Genomic DNA, 19,274 nt, shown 5'->3' with positions numbered 1-19,274 from the left:
GTGTTTCGGTGATGACAACTACGTATGCCCACCATCGTTTCGCAACCGATCTGTAGGTGTCGTGAACGATTCGTCGTTGGTAGAGCCACCACCGTGGGAGCCAGGTTCGTAGTCGATAACCTCTTTCTCGGTCGGTAACGCACTGATTTCGATACCGCGCCACTCGCCGTCGACGCCGACGAGCGCCTCGGAGTAACCAGCGCGGTCGTTCCCGGGGACGGCATTCTGGACGAATCGCATCTGTGCGTAGTTCAGGCCGAACTCGTCGGCCCACGTCTCGTCCATCCCGTCGAGGCGGTGGAACTGCTTGATGGCACACTGGTCGAGGATGGCTTCGGATTCGGCGTGTTCGAAGAACTCGTCGACGGTTTGGGTGATGGAGTGCTCCAGCCATCGCCGCTGATGTTTTTATGTCATCACGGAAGCAGTGCGTGATGACAAATGGACAACAAACCATGTGAATTCGGACTAACCGGCCGAGGGGAGAAAAATGACTGATGCAGAAACATATGAGTGCCCTGTTTGTGGTGGTGAATTTTCTACTCCGCGCAGTCGTGGAGGACATTTCGGTCTCTCCCACTCAGACAGTGAGAAGGAGGAAGCACTCATTTGTCGCCTTCAGAATCTTTGCGAAGGGCTAGAGCGAATCCCAAAACGCTGTGATATGGAGCAATGTAACTGGGCTTCCAAATCAACTGTTGCCTCAGTTTTTGGGTCATGGAACAAGGGACTGGTTGCAGCCGGAATAACACCTGCTCAAAGGACGAATATTGAGAAAGAGGAGCTGCTCTCAGTCCTTCAAGAATTGGCGGATGAAATTGATCGCACTCCCAGGCAGAAGGATATGGATGAACGTGGAGAGTTTAGCTCAATTGGCTCTATTGAAACCCTCAGAGAGTTACAGGTTCGCCCGGTAGTCTAACCGGATGGAAGCCCTCCCGAAGTCACGGTTACTCCGGTTCGTTGAGCAAACGATGCACTTGGCTCGGCGAGCTGTCGCTCGTTACTCCTCGAAGTTCTCGAAACGGCGATACACACTTCATCAACACATCGTCCTCCTCTGTCTCAAGGTTCGGAAGAATACGACGTACCGGACTCTTCTCGACGAACTTATCGAGATGCCCCGGATTCGGAGAGCAATTGAACTTGATGAACTCCCGTCTCCCTCAACGCTGTGTAAGGCGTTCAACCGACTCGATATGGCTGTATGGCGTGTTCTTCTTAATCTCTCAGTCACGCTTCTCCCGACCAACGGTGTCGTCGGAATCGATGCCTCCGGCTTCGACTGCAGTCACGCCTCAAAGCACTACACGAAGCGAACGAAGTTGACGATTCAGCAGTTGAAAGTCACGCTTCTCGTAGACACGAAGTCGAACGCGATTATCGACTTACACGTGACGACGACACGAAAACACGACTCGCAAATCGCACCGTCGCTCATCAAGCGGAATACCGACGAAGTAGCGATTCTCCTCGGTGACAAGGGATACGACGACCACAAGATTCGCGCGTTAGCCCGTGAAGATGGAGTTCGTCCGGTCATCAAACATCGAGAATTTTCCGCGCTCCACAGGGCTTGGAACTCCCGGTTGGACGCCGACCTCTACGGGCAACGTAGTCAGAACGAGACGGTAAATTCTCGCATTAAACGGAAATATGGCGCATTCGTTCGCTCACGACGCTGGTGGAAGCAGTTTCGTGAACTCGTTGTCGGCTGTCTCACTCACAACATCGACAAGGCACTCTGAACGTTAGATGTAGGTGATAGACGTAACGCTTGGTCTAAGATATTCTATCTAACTACTCTTCCTGAGCACACACATCGACAAAGTAGTCATCGTCCTCACCGGTCACAATGAAGCTCACACCAGCTTCAGGTCGAACGATGGCTTGGATAAGGACTGTCTCTTCGTCGGTTTCGGCGAGATCAAATTGTTGCCAGTCACCGTCGTTTGCATGGCGTGCTTCGATAACTGGCTCTTCACCGTCGCGGTCCCACGAACAAGCGACTGTTTCCGCACCGTCCTCTTGAACGACCGATAGGGTTTCCTCTATGACCATCTCGTCAGCTTGCTCAATCCGGAGGTCAACATCTACGGTCCCATAATACGGATTCAAGACTTGTACACCAGCCAGTTCAGTTCGTGTTCCAGACAACGCGCTACATCCTGACAGGCTGACCAGTCCTGTTATACCGATAGTGGATAGGATTTGGCGACGCGAGAATGAACGCTCCATATGCAATACGTCACACAGGGAAGCATAAGTTTTTTAATTTGAGTGAAAGTTGCTAATCAATTCGCAGTTCTAACTAACGGCTGTTTCAGCGGAAAAGGTGTAGAACAAATAGGATTTCAACAGAGCCGCTCAATTGTATATATCCGACGTTTCGGATGCTGGAACGACGCCCTTCAAGAGATTGGATTGACTCCAAATCGGCCTGGTTCGATATCGAAGGAACAACTACTGACAGAACTCAAACGGGTCGCTGAAGACCTCGGCAAGACCCCAACAAGGGAGGAATTCGACGCATGCTCTCGCTATTCAGCGGGTACATATTATGGCCAGTTCAAGGGGTGGAACGAGGCTCTCAAAACCGTCGGTCTTGAGCCAAATCGCCACTGCAATGTAGACAAGGAAGAGCTAATTCAAGAATTAAATCGATTAAACGACACTCTCGGCCACGCACCTACGATCACTGATGCAGCAAAAGAAGGACGATATGGTACCGCAACGTTTGAGCGCACATTCGGTTCTTGGAATAATGCCTTGAAGGCCGCTGGATTTGACGTCCACAACCGGAGTGGTATTGAGGAGGAAGAGTTGATTGATGAACTACACAGATTGAAGGAAAATCTGGGAAAACCACCTACTGTCTGCCAAAACAGGGAACATGGTCAATTTTCCTTAGGAGCATATCAACGGGTATTTGGAACATGGAATAACGCAATTCAAGCAGCAGAACTCGATCGGAACCACCGTCTGGCAATTCCCCGAACAGAATTGCTGGACGAGCTCACAAGACTTGCAGCAGACTTGGGTAAAGCTCCCACTGTCGCCGAGATGGATGCTCATGGTGAATTTTCGCGTCGTCCTTATCAACAAGAGTTCGGAGGTTGGCGCAAAGCACTCGCGGCAACCGGTTTTTCTCCGAGCGAGACACGACGCCTTACTGATCATCCGATTTACGGAATTGGCTGGACGAAAAAGCGTCGTAAGCGAGTACGTAACCGTAATGGGCATATTTGTGTTATCTGTGGAGTCACGCAGTCTGAGCATCTAGAAAAGAACGACACGCGACTTCATGTCCATCATATCTGCGGCGCCAGAGAGTCGACAAATCCAGCTGTGTTCAATGCCGATCGCAACCTTCTAACTGTTTGTGCCGACTGCCACAAAACAATAGAATATCACGTTCCTGGATTGCCGCCGAATGTCTTACAGCCCAGTCGAAGTCTCAATTCTGATTAAATACAAGCCATATTTAATCTTCATTCGACCCAGCATTTATTGCCTCACTGATGGCGCTTTCAGCTTATTGTGCATCGTTCTCAATGACGTTACGTTCCTGGGGAAGGGCATGGATGTCTATACCACGCCATTTCCCGTCAACGCTTACGAGTGCCTCTGAGTAGCCAGCCCGGTCGTTCCCGGGAATAGCATTTTGGACGAATCGCATCTGAGCGTAGTTCATTCCAAACTCATTAGCCCAATCTTCGTCCATACCATCAAGGCGATGAAATTGTTTGATCGCGCATTGATCAAGGATCATCTCGGCTTCTGAATGTTCAAAGAACTCATCGACGGTCTGAGTTATCAGGCGGATCGATAAGTCGTAATGACGGTGATGGCGGAAGATCGTCTCGAAGAAGGCGAGATTAGCGGAATCTCTTAATAAGTACCGAGACTCATCAATATAGAACACCACTTCCTGGTCCGTCTCTTTCGCGCGTTCGTAGACCAGCGAGATCAACAACTGCATCAAGAGATTCGTGGAGTCGCCGACGCTCCCTTCCTGTTGAGCCAAGTCGAGATAGATCACCTGCTCGTCACGGATGTCGAACTCCGTGGGGCGGCCGAGGTTCTCGTACCGGCCACCCTCGGCAAACGGGCGGAGCTGGTCGATCAACCACGTCGCGTCGGTAACGAGCTTGTCAGTCTCTTCGTTGGTCCGGAGCACGTACGACTCGGGGTCGCCGACCATCTCGTCGAGCACGTCCAGCACGTCACGCATGGTCGGACTCTCGTTGCTGTGCGTCCCGATATCCTCGGTAATTCCCTGCTCCCGGTAGGCTCTGTCGAGGGCGAGTTCGAGCGTCGTACGCCTATCACCGAGATTCACGCCGCGAAGCGCGAAGTAGTTCGTCAGGAAACTCAGCACGCTGTCTTTCTTCTCCTTGAACGGGCTCGCGTCCTCGCCGAGTTGCTGCTGGACGTGGTCTGGCGTCGGTTTGATCTCCAGCGGGTTCAGGCCCATATTGCCACCGACGGTGATTCGCCTGGCGTCGAGGGCGTCGGCGACGCCGGCCCAGTTACTCAGCGGTTCGAGGATGATCCCGATACGATCCTCGGACTGGGCGATCGACCGGACGAAGTTTTGCTTGGCGCCGAAGCTCTTCCCCGATCCCGGGTCGCCGATGGTGAACATCGCATACCCGTTCTCCCGGGCGAACGGGTCGATCACGATGGGACTGTCGGTGTTCCGGTGGACGCCGAACTCGACGCCGTCAGCTTCGAGAATCGTCGGGTTGTGAGGCGACGCAAGCACCGCGCCGACGGCACCACCCAGTGCGATGGCGTCCCGGCCGAACGGATTCCGTCCGATCGGTGCGGCGGACTGGAGTGCCAGGTCCTGTTTGCAGATCGCCGTCTTCGGCGTGAGTTCGGCGGGCGATTCCTTCACCCGACTCCGGACCGCTTCGGTGGCAGTCTCCAATTTACTTTCTGTCTCGGCCCGGACGGTGATGTACATCGCCTGTGAGAACACCTGCTGGCCGTTCTCGACGGCCGTGTACGTCGCACTCGCCTCGTTCGCCCGTTTCTGAAGGTACGAGCTGCGGAGGCTGCGGTCGATGTCGGCGTCGACCTGGAGGTCCTCGGCGCGGCGCTGGAGTTCGGTCCGCGCTCGTTCCTGCTGTTTGGGCTGGATGTGTACCGTGCAGTCGAACGTGACGTCGGTGAGCGAGAACAGTTCGCTCAGGTAGCCATCACTCGGGTAATCCGGCCAGTCGGCGATGTATAGTGTCGTGGTCCACCGGTCGCCGATGCGGGCAGTCCGCGTATCCCACTCGATAGCAGTTGGAGCGATGACGTCCTGGTGACGGTCGGCGACGTCGTCGAGGACTCGTTCAGCTGTCTCGGGCTCCTCGAAGAGACGCTCGTCGACGAACTGTGAGAGGTCGACCTCGTCGTCCCCGCTCGGTCGCCAACGTTGCCAGGCAACGCCGAGGCCCACACCGAGCAGGAGCGTACCGATGCCAATCCCGGCGACGGCTTGCAGTGAGAGATCACTCGCAGGGACGCCGAGCTGGAGCGTCGGGAACTCCAGCCACGGACGGATCGAACCACTATACATCGGCGTCCTCCCGTGGTGTGCTGTCGACGACGGATCGTTCCCGGACCATCGATTCGGCCGTCTCCTCATCCACAGTCGTCCCGTTCCAGAACTCCACTGCCAGCGCGAACACCTCTACCGTGCTGAGCCGACGCGACGACCAGTCGCTTGCCGTACTGACGAGTTCCCGTTCGACTGTTCGCAATCGCTCGTCGAGTGCTTCGAGCATTCGCCCACGGAGTTCGGCCTCCGTGAGCTGTTCGCGTCTGGTGACGAACGGCGTGAACAGCAGGCCGACCACGGGGAGTCTCGCGAGCTTCTCGGCGGGCGTCGGTTCCGCGCTGTTTCGCTCGTAGACGTCGTAAGGGGCGACCTCGACGCCGAGATAGTAGTGCAACTGTTGGGTCCCTTCGATATCCTCGGGACGTGATTCGCGGTACTCTTCGAGGAGTGCCTCGAACGTTGGCCGGTCCGAAACGTCGTCGTCGTCGAGGCGGTCGTCGATCTTGTCCACCAATTGATCTGCCGGGAATGGGCGTGTGGTCGTGTGCATCGTCAGGCGAAAGTCGAGTTCGTTGTTGGCGAAGGACTCGCCGATGGACTGGAGCCCGGCCCAGTCACCGGACATCGCGAAATCCATGTTGTCAGGATCGAGTTCGATGAACTGCTCCATCGCACCGTCCGAACGCTGTACCGCACCGGTTCCTGGCCACGCTCGTTCGATGTTCGTCAGATCCTGCGTTCGTTCGTCGGGCGTGAAGGGCGTGTAGTCGGCGAGGCCACCGTCACAAGCGGTTCTCGCCTCCTCGGTGGCCTCGGCCGAGAGACTGGCGGGAACGCTGTAGGTCGTCCGTGGACGCTTGCAGTAATACCGGTAGGCAATTGCGAGCGACCTCGTCCCGGTCATGTGATCCGGTGACGCGAACAGTACGGTGCTTCCGATGACGAGGCCGCAGAAAGAGAGCAGCACGATGAGAAGGTCAATGCCGATTGTGGCGGCCAGCATGAACCCCGCAAACGGGAATCCAACGATGACCAGCAGGTCTCCCTCGCGGACGTTGAGCACTGGCACACGGCTCTCTTCGCCGACGACGTTCATGACTCGTCGCTGGGGCTCTGTGTCTTCTGCCATCGTCAGTAGTACCCCGGATCGTTCTCTGTGCGTCGATAGGTCGCGACGCCCTGTTGCCCGTAGGCGTCCGTCGCGACCGAGTCTTGTTTCGTTCCACCAGCAGGCTTCGCACTTTCAGACTTCGGGGATTCCCCGTTGGACGTATTACCCACCCGTTGTGCGAAGGCCTGCCCAGCGGCGACTTTCGGTCCCCAGCGTGCCGCCGTTCCTGCGACCTTTGGTCCTGCGAGGTACCCTGCCCCGAGGATAGCGCCGACTTTGAACGTCGCCCTAGCGGCCGTCCCAGCAGCGCTTGTCGCGAGTGGCGAGGCGTACTGGAACAGTTTCCAGACGACGATGACTGATAGCACGGGAAGCGAGACAGCAACGAAGTGCTGGAGGAAGATGACTCCCGGTGCGAGTGTGGCGCTTGTCCCCTCGTGGAACACCAGCTCGTAGCCGGAGAAGATGAGCGCTATCGGAACTGGCATGATCAGGAGTGGGACGAACCGCATGCAGACCGACTTCGCGATCCGCGAGAGGACCGGGAGATTGCCGTACACCAGCGCGAACCCTATCGGCATCCCGTAGATGAAGACGAACAGGAGGACGTCGCGGATGAAGAGTAGCGCCTGGAGCACCCACATCGCGAACCCGCCGATACCAGCCATCAGGAGTCCGAGTACAGGGTTCGGTATCGGGGTAGCGAAGAAGTCAACCATCGCGTTCAGCAATACTCCTAGCTCTGGTATTAGAGCAATTGTGAGGGCATCTACTACGTACAGAGAGACAGCGGCTATCCAGTACCAGGCGAAAATGAGGAAGGCGCCGGCCCAGGCGACCTTCTTCGTCCGTCGTGCCTCGTACGTCGTTCCGAGGTTGAAGATCGAGATGGTGTGTCGTGCCTGGACACAAACAACCAGCAGCAGGAGCGAGAGTGCTGTTATCTCCCCAGCAACGAGCGCGTCGTGAATCCCAACCCAGGGTTCATTCGTCGGCGATCCGAAGACGAATGGGCCATCGGTCTCCGGGGTTGGTGTGCCAAAGAGTTCGTTTGTCAGGGCACTATATCCATCACCTAACCCTTGTTGGAACCATCGCGTTACGGCTTCGATTATATCTTTGAACCACTCGATCCCAACGTCAACGAGTGAGACATCCATCATTGCTCGGCGCCGGATACTGTAATGTTGCAGTCGACCAATTCCTGACCAGTATATTCCACGTCATACTGCTGCCGAAGCGTCTTCCCGATTTCAAGGCGAACGATTGCTGTAAATTGTCCCTCTTCTCCGTCTGAACTACACGATACGTTCGAACTCGCTGCTGTGAACGGACGTGATGTGCTGTAAATCGTAGTTGATTCTCCTGGTGGAATCACGATTCTGTCGACATCTCCGCCGACACCGGACGACGTGTCGTATATCCAGCTCTTGTCTGTATCTTTGTTTGTCGGCTGGGGAACGTCACCTTCGAACAATAACTGTGTAACCGAATTAGGTCCTGTACCAGTGTTTTCAACCGTCAAAATAGTCTCTGCTTGGACAGCCAGGACGTTAGCATCCTCGTACATCTCGTCTGGATGATTACGCCCGAGTTTGAGGTCAGTAATCTGGACGTCCGGACTGAGGGTGAGCGTTCGCTCGCCGGTCGTCTCCTCGCCGTCCAGGGCGTGAACGGTGTACTCACCTGGCGAGTACTGCGTCCCGATGTCGATAGTCACCTTCGAGGACCCCGACGTGACGGACCGACTGGCGAACGCTTCGCCATCGGGCTGGATCACAGTTATCTCGTCTATCGATGCGTCGGCGTCGAACTCCACGACGAGCGTCGTGTCGGTTACGCTGACGTTCGTGAGCGGGTTCGACTGTGCGATGCTGCTCGAATCGTTACAGCCTGCGAGAGCTATCGCGCTACTCGCGAGGAGTGTTCGAATGGCAGTACGTCGGTCGATCGAGTCAGTACTATCTCTCATGGATGTTGGTCGATCTGCAGAAACGCGCTGATTCGATACCCTGCGTACAGTGCGACGAGGAACGGAGCCAACGCGACGGCCCCGTGATAGAGCAGCCGGAGCCACTCAGAGAGTTCCCACAGGGGATGCCACGAGACGCTGTCGCTGTCGCCCACGTAGGCAGGGTCGTTCGCTCGCCAGGACTCCGGTTCGTAGGTCGCCGTGTACGACCCCGGTTCGTCCACCGTAACGACGGCAACCCCGGAAGTGTTCGTTCGGACGCGCTGATTAGCAACGGTGATGTACCCGTCGCGGGGTTGGACCCCGATCGGCGTGGCCGAGCGCTCCTCCAGGATGGGGTTGTCGAGGACGATAGGGGCCCCCGTCGTTTCGTCTCGAAGTTCGATCCGGAGTGTCGCGGAATCACCATCGGTATCGATCCGTTCGATTGTGAGGTTGCTCCGACGGATCGTCCGGGTTTCCTGCCCGACGAACGTGCTGGGCCTGGCCGTGACGTTGCGGACGATACCACTGACGACGATGTCGTCGGCGTCGATATCCTCGTGGCGCACGGCCAGCCCGTCGGTTCGGTTGTACGGTCCGTCGACGACCCCGACGGTGACGTTCTCGTGCATCGAGGGGGCGGGCGATCCGTGACCAGTGCCCCACGTATCGACGAGCGTCGGCCCATCACGGATCGGTTCAGCGCGTGGTCCGACGTGCGCGGGATACGCGTGCACGTACACGGGGAGTGCCTCCGAAGCACGTTGTGTCGTTCCTCCAGCGGACGAAGCGTTGAGGACGTCCCAGCCGGTGTCCCGGGCGGTGTAGTATCGCCAGACGCCCCGGACGCGTCCGTCGTCGTCACCACCGAGGGCGAACCCGTGCCACGGCGCGGTCTGGTGAATCGCCAGCCCGGTATCGCCGTTAGGGTACGTCGCCTCGTAGCTGTAGGCGCCGAGGTCGTAGACGGACACGTCGATTGAGTCGGTGACGGTCACCGTGTCGGTCCGCGCTATCGACCCGCTTCGCTCCGCACTTCCTTCACCAACCGAGGCCTCTCCCTGGAGCTGGACCTCGATGTCGGCTTCGAGTGTCAGCGTCGTCGACCCACTGTCCTCGAGCGCGTAGTCGACGACGGGCGTCTGGCTCCCGTCGGCCCTCGCGACGACGTCGTCGCCAGCCAGGAGTCGAACCTCTGTCACACCCTGGTCGGCGACCCCCCACTCGACCGAGCGATTCCCTACCGACCGATTGCCCGGTAACCGAACCCGGTAGTCGACGAGCCCCCGAACGGTCCCTTCCGGTGCGACGTACAGCGTCGCGTCACCGGGCTCCCGGTGGAGACGGGTCGACGGCTGGACCGCGAAGAGGCTGGCGTGCGCGTCGACGATCGATTGATTGTCCGTCAACTCTGCGTCGGGCGGATGCACGGACGTCGACCGGTCACCCGGAGACAGGTCCGTGAAATCCGACCGCGTCCACGTTGCTGCGGTATCTGGTGGTTCCTTGAACGTGACGTCGGTACACCGCGATAGTTCCTGCATCGACCGGTTTGCCGTCTCGTCGAGTCGACACTCGTCGCCAGCTTTCGACCAGAGCGTCGCCGTCTCGTTCGCGGTCAGCGGACTATCGTCTGGGTCTGGCGTCGCTGGTGGTCGAGCACCACTCCCTGTCGTCGCGAGGAGACTCCCGACTACGCAAAACGCGACGCCAAGTATGGCGACCGCGTGAATGGACTGCGCGCTCGCGGGCTTACCACGGGACAAGGTCGACACACTCCGCGAGTGGGAGGCCCATCATCGACCCGGCGACAGTGTACAGCGGGCCCAGCCCCAGCAGGATGACGACGGACTTCAGCGCGACGCGCTTGTGCCGTTTCAGTCGCTCGCGCTGGTCCGGGCTCACCGTGAACATCTCGAGGAGTGAATCGCCTTGCCAGACGGCGACGGCGCCGATGACGCCGATGCCGGTCGTCAGCTGGAAGAACTCGGATATGACCTCCGGAAGACCGTCTGCCTCACAGACGGCACTGGTCTGGGCCAGCGCCGGTTCGGCGGCGATCAGCGAGACGGCGACGATCGTGAAGAGCGCTCGACGCCCCACACGTCGGTTCGGCTGTTCGATACCCTCTTGGTTTGCTGTGTCAGAATTAGATTTCATCGTTATTTCCATTCGAATGTAGACCTGAGCAGTCGGCAGGTGAAGTCGGACAGCCACGATTAGTCACGCGGACGCGACCAATCGGCCAAACAGACTGTACCCTGATCCGGTCACGAACCCGCTGAGTGCCGCCCTCGGACGCAAGACCAGTACGGTTTCGCTGCAACGGAACTCCAGGGACGACACCGTCAGTCTCTTTCCCACCTACTGCCATCATTCAACTCATCGACACTATCGGATATGTATATGTAGTTTCTATATTACTTTTAACGAGATATTATGCGAATATTCCGGGAGGGAGGCCACAATTCACCTGACCATTCCAGGGACTGAAATCGGACGAACAGATCAGTGTGTCGGACTCTGGGGAGACCTCGGTCCAGATTGGAAGCCATATTTCCACAATCTGGAAACCATGTTCTGGATCTTTATTCAGTCCCAACTATCTGCCAGTGCCGGTATCGATTCAGTTACCGGCCGGCCCCATACAGGGCGGTGGTCTGGTATCCCTGGCCTGGACATCTTGTCTCTCCCACCGCCCCGTTTGCACTAGTTTTGACTATCCCATCTGGACTAATCACAATTACACCGCCTCTCCACAGTCCAGCGACGACGAGGACGTGTTTTTCCACACTAGTGAAGATTAAGCTGCCTTCGTAGGTGTAGAACCGTATACCTGCTACATTGACTCGACAAATTCGAGTTCAGCGTGCTCGTACGTGTAGCATTTGATTCCATTCTCCGCACAGTGTTCGGCTAACTTTCCCGGCCAAATGCTCTCCTCCTCGAAGTCTCCCAGGTACGCAACCGTAACTTGATCACCGATGGCCTCGGCTGAGCACTCGACGACGATAGCCGTGTTCGGATCGTCGTGGCTGGTCTTGAACACCCGGTCCCCGGGCGCGTATGGGTTCGGTGCGAACGCCAGGTTCTCGTGCTTGTACGTCCAGAGTTTGATGTCCTGGTCGTCGCAGTACGACGCCAGAATCGCTGGGTGGTATTCCCGCCACTCTGCAGGCCCGTTATCGAGCGCGCTCGGGAATGCGACTTTCACTGCTTCACCGTCTATCGACTGGCCGTAGGCCCCGATGTTCTTCTCCGGCGGCATCACCTCTACGACGACACCGACCGAGGGATCGTCGTCACCAGCCTTCATCACCCGGTCACCCGGACTGAACGGGTTCTCTGGCTTCTGGTTCATGTGGGCGGTATTCGGACCGAGATCGATCAGCTCGTTCATCGGACGGGCTGCGAGATGGTCGAGTTTCGCCGGTGCCTCACCCGAGTATTCGGCTTCCGATTCGACCTTCGACTTGAGCGTCTCGAGGCGCTCCCAGCCGAGCAGCATGAGACTGTCCTCGTTGTCTCGATGCCAGACCATCACGACAATGTCGTCGTCTGGATCGCGCTCGACGAGCGACTCGGGCAAGAACGCCGAAACGTCCCGTGACGACTTCACGTCCACCTTGTATCCGAACACCTCGAAGTCGTGCCCGGAGAAGCTCTCGGGGTTACATCGCCTGATGGCCTCCTCGTTCTTCCACTCCCACATCTCCACGGGCAGGTATTCGCGACAGAACTGCTCGAACGCAAGCTCACCGAGATTGCCGATCCGCTTGACGTCCAGGTCGTCGACGCCCTGAATAACTGCCTGGTGGTGAGCGCGTTCGTGATCGATTTCATCGGGTGTGAACCGATACATTGGCTGGGCTTTCTATACCACGACCAAGTACCTTTACCAGAGATCTGTCCTCGAAAGAAAGCTAAACAGTAATACAGAGGCACAATTCGGTCGGGGGCGCAGGGGCTGAATGGCCGTACGTAACAGGACACGCGATTATTCATGACCCAGAGTACCTCGAACCACCGGGTGAGTGCGTGAGGATGCCGCTTCAACAGGCGTTGACTATTACGACCGACGTCTGTTGTCACTGTTTCACAACGGTGATGATACAAATGGAACTCGATAGATAGTCTCATTTCAAGGAGACAATCAATTCTCGATGACGACGAATCACTCCAGCGGAAACAACAGGAGTGAAGCTGGTGTTGGGAAGGTTTATTTGCGTACGATCCCTAGTTTCTTCTACGATGACTCTTCGAGAAGCCGTTCAATGTCTCAATGAACGGTACGACATTCCAGAAAATGAGCGGCTTCGTGAGCTCGCCCGCTCAAACGCGCATCTCCAGGACTGATTATTTCTCGTTGCCATCGGCGTTCTCATTCTGTAGAAACTCTACGAAGTCCTGCTCAGAGAGCGCTGCTCGGTCGATAAGCTCAGAACTCCCTCCACGAGCAGCAATGTCTTCGACAAGACCGATGCAATGTTCTTCGTGCATCTGTGCATAGACGGTCCAGGCTTCGTGATGGTGCATATCCAAATCGTATTCCGTGAGTGGAATATCGATATCATGCTTTCTACGAACGACTTCACATCCCAACTCAGCAAGCGTGTTGAAGTACAGATTGTGGCGGCGGACGGTCAGAATCCGTTTTGACTCGAGAATGTAGGGCCGGACCCAGGCTCTCCATTCGTACTCTTCAGTTGTCGTCGATGGCATTTCGAAATTCGCGCCGGCGGCCTCGAGATACGCCTGGGCCATCGTGATCCCAGTGCGATGGTTCGCGTTAGGGAGGGAGTGACGAAGGACGAGATTCGACATGAGGCGTCCAGCAACATCGGTTACCGAACCGTCCCAATCGATCTGGTTGACAGCCTCTGGAACCCGCTCGATTTCAAGCTCCTTGTAAATCGAGAGTGAGTTCCCTAATTCACGCTCCTCGGTTTGCATTTCGGCGAAGAAATTGAGCAGCCAAATAGCGATCACTCTGCTCGTCGAGTCCATCTCCGATAGCGTATCCCCCATTTCATCCGCAGCAAGTGATGCAGAGATATCTTCAGCAGTTCCAGAGGTTCCACGCGAATACAGGACCCATGCTTCCCCGGCGGGAAGCGGATACCCGATGACTTTGCAATCTTCCAAATCGTCGGTGAGGTCGTCGACGAATGCCGAGGCTTCTGTTGCTACGTCCTCCAAGGAATACTGGATATCGTGGGGATGGTGTTGGTGGACGATTCGGTGGACCATTTTGCTTTAAGCGGGATAGTTGCCCCCTCAACATGTATCTCTCGGAAAATCGCGTGAGGGTCAATACTAGCCGTTGGGATATTCATCGCGGAAGGAACTCGTCTCCCACTACTAACTCCGTTGTACGGAAATACACCGACCTTCCAGAAGACAGACGCCCAGGACTCTAAATTGGGGTTATTTCCGTTTCCCCTCTGCGCTCCTGAGTGATTCAAAATTTCATACGAGGATTGGAATTGGGGCTTGCCGTGAGACTTGCAATGCAATATTCCGACGTCTAATTTTACTTGTCTACTCGTCGGGGTGCCACCTGCCTGGGAAGCATACTAAAGATGTTCTCCTCCGATGAACGATAGTGTTGCCACGACCTGAAGGCCATGTTACAACATCTATGTCTATGGAGTAAGTATGGGAAGGTACGATAGGGATGGAGAACGACAAGATCCAGTTCCGGGGGGCAGCAGAGAAACGTGCGAGCCACGTTCTCGACCAGATGCGCCTCGGTGGAATCAACACCAGCGAGCTTGCTCGACGGGGGCTCCAGGAGAAGCTCCGGGAAACCCTCTCAGACGAAGAGAAAATCACGCTCCATCGGCGAGATCAGCAAGGTGAACTTTCAGAGGCGGTCGCAGAGATCCTCATCGGCGACGGCCTCGAGGAGATTGAACGGGAACGAGAGGCATTCGAAGAGGCTACTGAACTCGACACTGAGGGCGTTTTCCAGGGCTAGCACGTGGGTGGGACGACGGACGAATCCGGAAATTGCAGACACTGATGCGCTCATCGCCGTTGCCAACACGTCTCTCTGTCCACGAATCGTCGAGACTCTACAATCATACGATTGCCTGTGATGGCGTTGGAAACGTTCTACATAACGGCACGTTCTATGGACTGGTAAGATGGACCAGGAGACACTTGCGGTCATTCGCGAGCATATCCGCGCCAACAAGGAGCAATATATCGCGATGGGAACAGTAGATAAGACCGGTTCTGAAGAGCACAACTAAGCGTCCTGTCGGTTTCGCTCGCTCCAGGACTACTGTTACACCTCTTCGTTCCTCTTTCGTGAGTTGACCTCGACTGGCAGATTACGGGACGCTAACGTTCTCGACGCCAGGGGCGGCAGCGAGCCGCTCTCGCAATTCACCCCTGGCAACGTCTGTGCGGAGCGTTATCGTCACCTCGACGGTCACGACAGTCGCCGAGAGCCCCGGTTCGAGTCCGCGCAACCCGTCGACGGCGACACTCACGACGCCGTCTGTCCGGGCGAGACGATTTTCCGCGTCCGTGGTGAGGTCGTCCCCGCTGCTGGGGATCCGGACCGAGACGATAGCTGTCGCTGTCGAGTCAGTGCGATCGTGGGAAATTGCCATGTGGTTTCACCTCCAGTGAAGCGGGGTTCGTGGACAGAGCCGACGAGTGACGCTTCGGATGCGCGAGGAGCGATTCGAACGCTCGTCTCGGCCGTGGCAGGGCCGCGTGATGGGCCAGGCTACACTACTCACGCGCGACGAATCGAAGAAAGAGATCTCGTTCAGGTCGGTTCGACGGCACCGATTTCGTCGATGATCTGCGTCGTGTCTTCCGCGTGCTCGATGAACTCGAGGACGTTCTCGGACCAGCCCGAGACGTTGTAGACGCCCTCGTACCCCTCGGGGGTCACGAGGTCGCCGTACGACGCCAGGTCGATCATGTACAGCGACGCGTCGGGGGCGACCTCGTCACGGTACACCTCGAACTCCTCGCGAACCGTCCGGTCGGTTCCGAAGTACGTCGAGTCCCAGATCTGCATGTCCGTGAACAGGACGACTCGCTCGACGGCGATGGCCTCCTCGCGGAGGGACTCCAGTACCTTCCAGCCGTTCGTCGAGTTCCCGACGTCGTCGTCGATACCGAGCACGGCGTCCTGGCGCTGGAGAATCGGCGTGTCGACGTGCATCGACACCTCGCGGAAGTCGTCACCGAACCCACCGACCCGGGCGCCCTGGTCGGCCAGCACCGCACCGAACAGCGCCCCGATCTCCTTGTACCGGAGCGTGCTGTGCTCCGAGAGCACCATGTCCATCGACCCGGAGAGGTCGACGCCGACGAACGTGTCGCCGAGGCCGTCGGGGACGTGCTCGACGGAGACGTCGATGGCCTGCTCCAGCCACCGCTCGACGTCGGGCGCGTCGATCCCGGCATCCTGGAGGGCCTCGTAGGCCTGGTAGTACCGGAACGGGTACAGCGGCGCCTGGCGCACCGCCTCCAGGTCGAGGTGGTCGACGATGACTTCCTCGTCGACGCCGGTCTCGAGCATGTTCCGCAGGTTCCGGATCGACGCGAAGATCGGCAGCGAGTACTCGTCGTCCTCGATTAGCGTCTCCCAGGCCTCCTGCGTGTTCCCACGCTCGGAGACGACCGTCTCCCAGGTCTTCGGCGACGGCAGCGCCTCGACGTCCGGATAGTCGTCCAGATCACCGCGCATGAACCGCTCGAACAGGACTTCCTGTTCCTCGTCGACGGGCGTCGGGTGGACGCGGTTGAACACGTCCCGGAGCGTGACCTCGTGCCGCGAGAGCTCGTACTTGCCGAGCGTGTACGCGTCGGCCATCCCGACGAGGGCGTCCTCGATCCCACGCCGGAGCGGCCACGGTGCCGTCCCGCCGAACAGTTCGTCGTGGACGGCCAGCGCCGTCGCCGTCTCGTCCATCCGCTGGACGATGGCGGGCGCCCACTCGCGGATCAGCGACTCGTCGGAGTCGTCCTTGAACCGGTCGTCGTTCGCGGCGAGCACGAGCAGGAGCTGCGGAACGTCCCGCAGGTACAGCTCCTGGCGCGCGTAGGCGGCGAGCTGCAGGACGAACTCGGGATCCTCGTCCGCGGCCGCGTCGAACCGTTCGACGACTGCATCGAGGTGCTCCTCGTCGTCCTCGTAATACGAGTCCTCCAGCAGCTGGTTGATCGTGCGCTTGTACAGGGCGAGTCGTGGGTCGGCGGGGTCGAACGCTTCACCGCCCTCGTGGTTGGTGGTTCGCGTCGCCTCCGCGACCGTCTGTGTGGTGTCGTTGAATCGCATTGCTATCACCGGGGCCGCAAGAGGCGACCCCGAAGGGTGGCCGCTCACGGCATTCGTGAGCGGTAGACGTCCCCGGCAGGACTGAGCGAAGCAGAAGCTTCGCGAAGGCCGGAAGACGGCGTCGCCGTCTTCCGGAATTCGAACCAGAGGAAGACGTTCCGGGCATGCGGCGCAGAGCGCCGTTCCGGGACTGCGACTTCCAGGGTTCGAATCCTGGTGGGACTCGACTGCTCGCTATCGCTCGCAGCACACGTCCCCGGCACGATTCGAACGTGCGACACCTGGCTTCGAAGGCCAGTGCTCTGTCCTGGCTGAGCTACGGGGACAGGACGGTGGCCGGAAAATTACTGGAGCGAACGATAGCGTGCTACCAAGTTACACCAGAGCGGTCGGTCCGCTCCCGGGATTCGAACCCAGATCTCTCGCTCCACAGGCGAAGTATCGCTCCAGATGGACGGCCACCTGGTTGATGAATGTCGGCGACCGGAAAATCGCCAGAGCGGTGTCCATTGTCGGGGCGTTCCTTTTGTCTGGACGATACAGCAGGCCGTTCGGCCTCCCGGCGGGATTCGAACCCGCGTTGACCACTGGAGTATCGCTCCGACTCGACGGTCGCCGTGGATGAGTGAAGGGTGGCCGGAAAACCGACGGAGCGGTGTCCGGTGTCAGGGACTGACCCCTTTGTCCGGACATAACGAGAGACCGGACGGCCTACCGATGGGACTTGAACCCACTGAGATGCCTGATAGAAGGAACGCTCCGTCTCGACGACCACCCAGTTGGGTCGTGTCCAGCGGCGATCAGGACGCCGTCAGCGTACCGTGCTACAGCGTTCTGCCAGGTCGATCGTTCGCAAGGACGCCGGAAAGTTGGCGGCGAGGGCGCAGGCCGACTTGGCCTGGCCGTGTCCAGAGTGGAAACGAAGTATCTCGCCACCTCGACGACATCCTGGCGAAGGACCGCCTCGAAGACTCGGTGGAACGATGTCCGAACTTGGATTCGCTAGCTGTTCTAGCCGGTTGCTCCAAGGTTCGCCATCGTTCCACCAATACTCCCTCCGGGAATCGAACCCGGCGTTCGGGCTCGAAAGGCCCGCGTGTTGTCCAGTTACACCAAGGGAGCACTCCTGCAGTCGTCTTGCCGCTGGACAGCGAAGATTGCTCAACTACTCTGCCACCGCGACTCGAAGGGCCCGACGGGATTCGAACCCGCTATCGTGCGGTTAAAAGCCGCGTGCCTGTCCTCATAGGCTCCAGGCCCACTGATCTAGGCTGGTGTTGAACCTGGGCTTCCGCCTTGGAAGGCCGGCGTCCTGACCAAACCCGACTACTAGCGCATCTGTGAATGAGAGAAGTGGAGATTCTCTCGGCTATAGCGCCTCTACGCTGGACGGTGTGTGCCGTCCAAGTGGACGCACGAGGACTCGAACCTCGACTACCGCCTTGTGAGGGCGGTGTCCTGCCCTTGGACCATGCGTCCAGAATGGGTGCGAGAGGACTCGAACCTTCGACGACTTCGCTATTAGCGGACTCTCTACCACCAGAGTTACATACCCAAATTGGCAGGGCAGGACTCGAACCTGCGCTCTCGCCGAAGTCAGCGGCGCGTCCACTCCACTGGACCGCCTGCCAGCATGCTCCAGTCCGGATTTGAACCGGAGGCTCGGCCTTGAGAGGGCCGTGAGTTTGGCCACTACTCCACAGGAGCACTGCAAGCCTCGCCCACTTCGGGGGTCATCGGCGAGAGGACCGAATCGCTTCGCGGAGTCGATCTAGTATCGACAGGGCGTGATTGATCCAATACCAGTTGGCGCACGCGTGTGCGCCGAGTCTCCCCGGCACGATTTGAACGTGCGTCTCCTCCTCTACAGGGAGGCGTCGTGGCCACTGGACCACGGGAAGTAACTATGCGAGAGCATCGCTCCTCACTGGAACTGGGGAAAACCGTGGGAGGGGGTTGTTTGGCCGACGGATTGCTCCACCGGCTTACACCGAGGCATCTCACCCTCGGGACTGGGAGCTCTCGCTCGCCGTCTGTAAGTGTCAGACGAAGTATCCCTCCCACTCGACCCAGTCTGCTGGTGAGGGGGTCGATTCGACAGGGACGCACCGACCGTTGTCAGCCGTCTATCTCTCCGGTACTGACACCATCGAAGGTGGCTGGTTGTGACTCCAGCGCACCGGCCGGTGCGAATGTCGCCGCCAGGATTCGAACCTGGGTAGGACCTACGCCAGTGGTTCTGAGCCACATCTCGTTGACCACTTGAGTACGGCGACGCAGAGGGGATGATTCCGAAGCCGGTGATGTGCCGGCATGCCGCCGGAAGACTCGCTCCGCTCGTCTT

At 58.1% G+C, this 19,274-nt stretch carries 15 protein-coding genes, 9 tRNA genes and 1 pseudogene; 4 read left to right on the top strand and 21 right to left on the bottom strand.

Annotated features, from left to right (window positions below):
* Positions 1–18: 18 nt before the first annotated feature.
* Positions 19–378 (bottom strand): annotated as a pseudogene (locus tag BM337_RS08790) (VirB4 family type IV secretion system protein); the annotation flags it as partial.
* A gap of 112 nt (positions 379–490) precedes the next feature.
* Here BM337_RS08790 and BM337_RS20535 point away from each other — a divergent pair.
* Together BM337_RS20535 and BM337_RS08785 are read left to right on the top strand one after the other, a co-directional pair.
* Positions 491–922 (top strand): homing endonuclease associated repeat-containing protein, encoded by a 432-nt coding sequence (locus BM337_RS20535; RefSeq protein ID WP_143117675.1) that lies wholly within the window; start codon positions 491–493, stop codon positions 920–922.
* A gap of 4 nt (positions 923–926) precedes the next feature.
* Complete coding sequence (locus BM337_RS08785) at positions 927–1,748, top strand: IS5 family transposase (RefSeq protein ID WP_089816047.1); 822 nt, start codon at positions 927–929, stop codon at positions 1,746–1,748.
* Between the two features lie 52 nt (positions 1,749–1,800).
* On the opposite strand, the gene BM337_RS20530 is transcribed toward BM337_RS08785, so the two are convergent.
* A complete protein-coding gene (locus BM337_RS20530) occupies positions 1,801–2,238 on the bottom strand; it encodes a hypothetical protein (protein ID WP_143117674.1) in 438 nt (145 codons plus the stop codon).
* Between the two features lie 42 nt (positions 2,239–2,280).
* Here BM337_RS20530 and BM337_RS20525 point away from each other — a divergent pair, with 42 nt between their 5' ends.
* Positions 2,281–3,471: a homing endonuclease associated repeat-containing protein gene (locus tag BM337_RS20525; protein ID WP_143117673.1), complete on the top strand. Its 1,191-nt coding sequence runs from the start codon at positions 2,281–2,283 to the stop codon at positions 3,469–3,471.
* 64 nt (positions 3,472–3,535) lie between these two features.
* On the opposite strand, the gene BM337_RS08775 is transcribed toward BM337_RS20525, so the two are convergent.
* From BM337_RS08775 to BM337_RS08740, 8 genes are all read right to left on the bottom strand, one after another.
* Positions 3,536–5,575 carry a VirB4 family type IV secretion system protein gene (locus BM337_RS08775; protein WP_218155545.1) on the bottom strand — a complete coding sequence of 680 codons (2,040 nt, stop codon included), beginning with the start codon at positions 5,573–5,575 and terminating at the stop codon, positions 3,536–3,538.
* A complete protein-coding gene (locus BM337_RS08770; RefSeq protein WP_089816042.1) occupies positions 5,568–6,686 on the bottom strand; it encodes a TraC-like domain-containing protein in 1,119 nt (372 codons plus the stop codon). Before BM337_RS08770 ends, BM337_RS08775 begins: the two co-directional genes overlap by 8 nt.
* 2 nt (positions 6,687–6,688) lie before the next feature.
* On the bottom strand, positions 6,689–7,831 hold the full coding sequence (locus tag BM337_RS08765; RefSeq protein WP_218155544.1) for a TrbL/VirB6 family protein: 1,143 nt from the start codon (positions 7,829–7,831) through the stop codon (positions 6,689–6,691).
* The gene (locus BM337_RS08760) at positions 7,828–8,640 is read right to left on the bottom strand and encodes a hypothetical protein (protein ID WP_089816041.1); all 813 of its coding nucleotides are present in this window, start codon (positions 8,638–8,640) and stop codon (positions 7,828–7,830) included. The genes BM337_RS08765 and BM337_RS08760 overlap by 4 nt, the downstream gene beginning before the upstream one ends.
* The gene (locus tag BM337_RS08755) at positions 8,637–10,052 is read right to left on the bottom strand and encodes a DUF8186 domain-containing protein (RefSeq protein WP_218155543.1); all 1,416 of its coding nucleotides are present in this window, start codon (positions 10,050–10,052) and stop codon (positions 8,637–8,639) included. The genes BM337_RS08760 and BM337_RS08755 overlap by 4 nt, the downstream gene beginning before the upstream one ends.
* Positions 10,053–10,374: 322 nt before the next feature.
* Positions 10,375–10,782: a DUF7985 family protein gene (locus BM337_RS08750; protein WP_089817152.1), complete on the bottom strand. Its 408-nt coding sequence runs from the start codon at positions 10,780–10,782 to the stop codon at positions 10,375–10,377.
* A 679-nt stretch (positions 10,783–11,461) separates the two neighbouring features.
* A complete protein-coding gene (locus BM337_RS08745; RefSeq protein ID WP_089816039.1) occupies positions 11,462–12,484 on the bottom strand; it encodes a DUF7961 domain-containing protein in 1,023 nt (340 codons plus the stop codon).
* Between the two features lie 494 nt (positions 12,485–12,978).
* Entirely contained in the window at positions 12,979–13,872 is an 894-nt protein-coding gene (locus tag BM337_RS08740) for a DUF8172 family protein (RefSeq protein ID WP_089816037.1), read from the bottom strand.
* Between the two features lie 427 nt (positions 13,873–14,299).
* Between BM337_RS08740 and BM337_RS08735 the strand changes: the two genes are divergently transcribed.
* Positions 14,300–14,602 carry a DUF8065 family protein gene (locus BM337_RS08735; RefSeq protein ID WP_218155541.1) on the top strand — a complete coding sequence of 101 codons (303 nt, stop codon included), beginning with the start codon at positions 14,300–14,302 and terminating at the stop codon, positions 14,600–14,602.
* A gap of 358 nt (positions 14,603–14,960) precedes the next feature.
* Here the strand turns inward: BM337_RS08735 and BM337_RS08730 are convergent, their stop codons facing one another.
* The 11 genes from BM337_RS08730 to BM337_RS08680 all read right to left on the bottom strand — a co-directional run bounded on the left by BM337_RS08730 (position 14,961) and on the right by BM337_RS08680 (position 19,206).
* Positions 14,961–15,245 (bottom strand): hypothetical protein, encoded by a 285-nt coding sequence (locus tag BM337_RS08730; RefSeq protein WP_089816034.1) that lies wholly within the window; start codon positions 15,243–15,245, stop codon positions 14,961–14,963.
* 59 nt (positions 15,246–15,304) lie between these two features.
* Positions 15,305–15,379 (bottom strand) — tRNA-Gly (locus BM337_RS08725).
* A 27-nt stretch (positions 15,380–15,406) separates the two neighbouring features.
* On the bottom strand, positions 15,407–16,930 hold the full coding sequence (locus BM337_RS08720) for a TROVE domain-containing protein (RefSeq protein WP_089816032.1): 1,524 nt from the start codon (positions 16,928–16,930) through the stop codon (positions 15,407–15,409).
* A 251-nt stretch (positions 16,931–17,181) separates the two neighbouring features.
* A tRNA-Arg gene (locus tag BM337_RS08715) sits at positions 17,182–17,256 on the bottom strand.
* A gap of 723 nt (positions 17,257–17,979) precedes the next feature.
* Positions 17,980–18,052, bottom strand: a tRNA-Glu gene (locus BM337_RS08710).
* Positions 18,053–18,117: 65 nt separating this feature from the next.
* A tRNA-Lys gene (locus BM337_RS08705) sits at positions 18,118–18,190 on the bottom strand.
* Positions 18,191–18,338: 148 nt separating this feature from the next.
* Positions 18,339–18,409: transfer RNA gene (locus BM337_RS08695), tRNA-Val, on the bottom strand.
* A gap of 79 nt (positions 18,410–18,488) precedes the next feature.
* Positions 18,489–18,561: transfer RNA gene (locus tag BM337_RS21075), tRNA-Val, on the bottom strand.
* A gap of 3 nt (positions 18,562–18,564) precedes the next feature.
* Positions 18,565–18,637 (bottom strand) — tRNA-Glu (locus tag BM337_RS08690).
* Between the two features lie 122 nt (positions 18,638–18,759).
* Positions 18,760–18,831: transfer RNA gene (locus BM337_RS08685), tRNA-Tyr, on the bottom strand.
* A 292-nt stretch (positions 18,832–19,123) separates the two neighbouring features.
* Positions 19,124–19,206, bottom strand: a tRNA-Leu gene (locus tag BM337_RS08680).
* Positions 19,207–19,274 lie beyond the last annotated feature (68 nt).

Origin of the sequence: Halomicrobium zhouii (assembly GCF_900114435.1) — an archaeon.
Taxonomy (GTDB): Archaea; Halobacteriota; Halobacteria; order Halobacteriales; family Haloarculaceae; genus Halomicrobium; species Halomicrobium zhouii.
Note: the sequence above shows the minus strand (reverse complement) of the source record. Positions and strands in the feature narration are given on the sequence as shown.